This is a genomic window from Actinophytocola sp. (assembly GCF_050699935.1).
GTDB lineage: Bacteria > Actinomycetota > Actinomycetes > Mycobacteriales > Pseudonocardiaceae > Actinophytocola.
The window spans coordinates 1-4,151 of the sequence record NZ_JBOHGB010000266.1 but is presented as its reverse complement, the minus strand read 5'-3'; the positions used below and the strand labels follow the sequence as shown (position 1 = coordinate 4,151).

Here is a 4,151-nt window from a genome sequence, read left to right as displayed (position 1 = left end):
GGACGTCCGACCTGGCCTCGGTCGCCTTCGCACGCCCGGCCACGCGGGCGTGCCCGGCGGCGTCGAGGCGCCGGGCGTGCGCGTGGCCACCGAGCTGCCGGCGGTGCGAGGCGAGGGTGGCGCACGCGAGCGCGGCCAGCTCCGGGTCCGGATGGGTGACCAGATCGTTGAGCAGCGTGGTCGCCGCCGCGTACCGGCCCTGCCCGCCGAGCACGACGGCCGCGAGCCAGCGGTCCCGGGGCTCGACCGGGTACGGCCGGATGATCAGGTCCGGCCGGTCGCCGAACGCCGCCCGGTCGAGGTCGATCACGCCACGGTCGCCCGGTGCCGGACGGTCCGCTCGGCAGGCTCCGCTCACGCGCCGACCAGTGACTCGATCCGGCGAACCGCCTCGGCGAGGTCCTCGAGCCGGTCCACCCGGTCGGGCAGCTCCGTGGTGAACCAGCCGGGCCCGCAGGCGAACAGCCGTACCCGCTGCCTCGTGCGCGGCACCCGGTCGAACACGTCGACGCCGAGGAGCCGCGGCCGCTGCGCCCAGACCACGACCGCGGCCGGCCCGATGCGACGGACCGCGGCGGCGAGCGCGGCGGCCGGCAGGGCGGCGCCGAGCATCAGCGTGGCGATGCCGGTCCGGGCGAGCGCGGTGCGCAGTACCTGGAGAGGCAGGCCGTTCGGCTCCTCGGGCGCACCGCAGAGCAGGACGGGCCGTGGGTTGCGCGGCGCGGTCACCGCGGGGGTCGCGCCGATCATGGCGGCCAGCGTGCACTCGTTGACCATGCGCTCGATCTCGACGCACTCGCCGGAGTGCGCCCACCGGCCCGCGAGCGCGGAGAGCAACGGCCCGAGCATGTCGGTCCACACGGCGACAGCGCCGAGCCGGGCGATGCCGTCGGCGACGAGTTGCTGGGTGGCGGCGGCGTCCATGGCCATCGCGGCCCGGCTGAGGCCGAGCACCTGGGTGGCGCGGGCACCGACCTCACGGAGCAGCGGCTCGCGGGGGGCCACGACGTCGACGTCCTCGCAGATCGGGGCAGACGTGCGCAGGGCGTAGCTCGCTGCCTCGGCCGGTGTGGCGCCGCGCAGGAGCGCCTGCTGCATCAGCTCGAGCCGGGCGATGTCCTCGGGCGCGTACCGGCGGTGCCGCCCGGTGGTGTGCCCGCGCGGGCCGATGCCGTAGCGGCGGTCCCAGGTACGCAGGGTGGCCGGAGCGACGCCCAGCCGCCGGGCCACGGCGGCGACCGGGAGGGTCGGCTCCTCGTCGGCGGGCAGCTCGGGCACCTCGCTCGCCAGCGAAATCTGATCGCTCACGATTCGCCCTCGCAGGCTCGGTCGAGCCGCTCGCGGTCGCCCTGTGTTGGATGGTTCGCTCCGCAAGCTCCGCTCACGAACGCCTCCTTCGTCGCGACCCCTCCCATCGTCGAGTGATCACGGCGGTCCGGCAACTGGATCGACGAACACGCTGCGTCCACCCCAGCTCCCGATCGGCTGAACTGCCTGATCAATAAGTCGATCACTCTTGAACAAGCATTGGCGCGGTTCTAGCGTTGTTTCCGCTGCACCGAACGGAGTAGCCGGTTCGTACGAATTCCGGCGAGGGAGGCGGTCACCATGGCGGACACTCGCAGGCTCCCCGGTCCCAACGCAGACGTGTGGGACTGGCAGCTCGAGGGTTCCTGCCGCGGCATGGACAGCGCGTTCTTCTTTCACCCCGATGGTGAACGTGGCCCTGCTCGAGCGCGTCGCGAGGCCAGAGCGAAGGCGATCTGCCAGGCATGTCCCGTGTTGCAACTGTGCCGCACGCACGCGCTCGCGGTCCACGAGCCCTACGGCATCTGGGGCGGCCTGTCCGAGGGCGAGCGGGAGGCGATCATCAAGCTGGAGAAGCGCACCCTCGCCGTTGCGACCTGAGACCGGCGACCTGAGACCAGACCACGAACGCCGCGCCCGGCCGAAGCCAGGCGCGGCGTTCGCGCATATCCGCCGAAGAAATCAGAAGCCCGGTCCGTGCCCGTGGCCATGGCCATGGCCATGGCCGGCGGCAGCCTCCGGCTCCTCCTCCTTCTTCTCCACCACGGACGCCTCCGTGGTGAGCACCATCCGCGCGATCGAAGCAGCGTTGCTGACCGCCGAGCGGGTGACCTTCACCGGGTCGACCACACCGTCGGCGACGAGGTCGCCGTAGGTCAGCGTCGACGCGTTGAAGCCGTGCCCCCACTCCTGGTTGCGCACCTTCGACACCACGACCGCGCCCTCGAGCCCGGCGTTCGCCGCGATCCAGGTCAGCGGCGCGACCAGCGCGGCCTGCACGATCCGCACCCCGGTCGCCTGATCACCGGACAGCGACGCGGCCAGCTGGTCGAGGTCGTTGCCGACGTGGATGAGCGACGCGCCACCGCCGGGGATGACGCCCTCCTCGACCGCGGCCCTGGTCGCGGAGACCGCGTCCTCGATGCGGTGCTTGCGCTCGGCCAGCTCGGTCTCGGTGGCCGCGCCGACCCGGATCACGGCGACGCCGCCGGACAGCTTCGCGAGCCGTTCCTGCAGCTTCTCGCGGTCCCAGTCGGAGTCGGTCGCCTCGATCTCCTTGCGGATCTGCTCGGCACGCGCCGCCACGTCGGTCCTCGCGCCGCCGCCGTCGACGATCGTGGTGTCGTCCTTGGTGACCACGACGCGGCGGGCGGTGCCCAGCACGTCCACATCGACCTCGGAGAGCTTCATGCCCAGGTCGGTGGACACCACGGACGCACCCGTGACGACGCCGAGGTCGTCGAGGAACGCCTTGCGCCGGTCGCCGAAGAAGGGCGCCTTCACCGCGACGGCGCGGATCGTCTTACGCACGGAGTTGACGACCAGGGTGGACAGCGCCTCGCCGTCCACGTCCTCCGCGATGATCAGCACCGGCTTCCCGGTCTGGGCGATCTTCTCGAGGATCGGCAGCAGGTCGTTGAGCGAGGAGATCTTCTCCCGGTGCAGCAGGACGTAGGTGTTCTCCAGCACGGCCTCCTGCGCCTCCGGGTCGGTGGCGAAGTAGCCGGAGACGTAGCCCTTGTCGAACTGCACGCCTTCGGTGATGACGAGCTCGGTGGCCAGCGTGGAGGACTCCTCCACGGTGATCACGCCGTCCTCGCCGACCTTCTCGATGGCCTCGCCGAGCAGCGCGCCGATCGACGCGTCGCGCGAGGCGACGGTGCCGACCTGGGCGACGTTGTCCCGGCCCTTGACCGGCGTGGCCTTGTTCTTGAGGCCCTCGACGACCGCGTCGGCGGCGAGCTGGATGCCCTGGCCGAGCGCGGCCGGGTTGGCCCCGGCGGCGACGTTGCGCATGCCGACGCGGACCATGGCCTGCGCGAGCACGGTGGCCGTGGTCGTGCCGTCACCGGCGACGTCGTTGGTCTTGGTGGCGACGTTCTTGGCGAACTGGGCGCCGAGGTTCTCGAACGGGTCGTCCAGCTCGATCTCCCGCGCGATGGTGACGCCGTCGTTGGTGACCGTCGGGCCACCGAACTTCTTGGCCAGCACGACGTGCCGACCGCGCGGGCCGAGCGACACGCGGACCGTGTCGGCGAGCTTGTTCACCCCGCGCTCGAGCGCCCGACGAGCGTCCTCGTCGAAGCTGATCTCCTTGGGCATGTCCTACCTTTCTCAGAACACAACGCCCCGGCAGCCCCACTGGGCCACCGGGGCGTGCGTTGACTTAGCCGGTGTCAGTTGATGACGGCCAGCACGTCGCGAGCGGAGAGGATGAGATAGTCCTCGCCGTTGTACTTGACCTCAGTGCCGCCGTACTTGGAGTAGATGACGACGTCGCCGACCGCCACGTCCAGCGGAACGCGGTTGCCCTTGTCGTCGATCCGGCCCGGCCCGACGGCCAGCACCTTGCCCTCCTGGGGCTTCTCCTTGGCCGTGTCCGGGATCACGAGGCCGGATGCCGTCGTGGCCTCGGCCTCGCTCGCCTGGACAACGATCTTGTCCTCGAGCGGCTTGATGTTCACGCTCACCGCGGTGACCTCCACGGGTCGACTCGATTGCGTTGGCAGTTACCTGTCTTGCTTCGCGGCTCCTGCCACCCCGCCGTCGCGGGTGTCGGGGCGGTGTCGGCGCCGTACGGTTGGCACTCTACCCACGCGACTGCTAACGCCGCAACGAGGGTC

General features: G+C 71.3%; 4 protein-coding genes and 1 pseudogene. 1 reads left to right on the top strand and 4 read right to left on the bottom strand.

The genetic code is table 11. The features are described from left to right. A pseudogene (locus tag ACRDTB_RS37485) lies at positions 1 to 310 on the bottom strand (hypothetical protein); the annotation flags it as partial. Positions 311 to 354: 44 nt separating this feature from the next. Next, positions 355 to 1,308: a MerR family transcriptional regulator gene (locus tag ACRDTB_RS37480; protein WP_431437011.1), complete on the bottom strand. Its 954-nt coding sequence runs from the start codon at positions 1,306 to 1,308 to the stop codon at positions 355 to 357. Between the two features lie 300 nt (positions 1,309 to 1,608). Here ACRDTB_RS37480 and ACRDTB_RS37475 point away from each other — a divergent pair, with 300 nt between their 5' ends. After that, positions 1,609 to 1,908, top strand: a complete 300-nt coding sequence (locus tag ACRDTB_RS37475) for a WhiB family transcriptional regulator (RefSeq protein WP_431437010.1) — start codon at positions 1,609 to 1,611, stop codon at positions 1,906 to 1,908. Between the two features lie 81 nt (positions 1,909 to 1,989). On the opposite strand, the gene groL is transcribed toward ACRDTB_RS37475, so the two are convergent. Continuing rightward, the gene (gene groL / locus ACRDTB_RS37470; RefSeq protein WP_431437009.1) at positions 1,990 to 3,630 is read right to left on the bottom strand and encodes a chaperonin GroEL; all 1,641 of its coding nucleotides are present in this window, start codon (positions 3,628 to 3,630) and stop codon (positions 1,990 to 1,992) included. Between the two features lie 74 nt (positions 3,631 to 3,704). Continuing rightward, positions 3,705 to 3,998 (bottom strand): co-chaperone GroES, encoded by a 294-nt coding sequence (groES, locus tag ACRDTB_RS37465; protein WP_431437012.1) that lies wholly within the window; start codon positions 3,996 to 3,998, stop codon positions 3,705 to 3,707. Between the last annotated feature and the right edge of the window lie 153 nt (positions 3,999 to 4,151).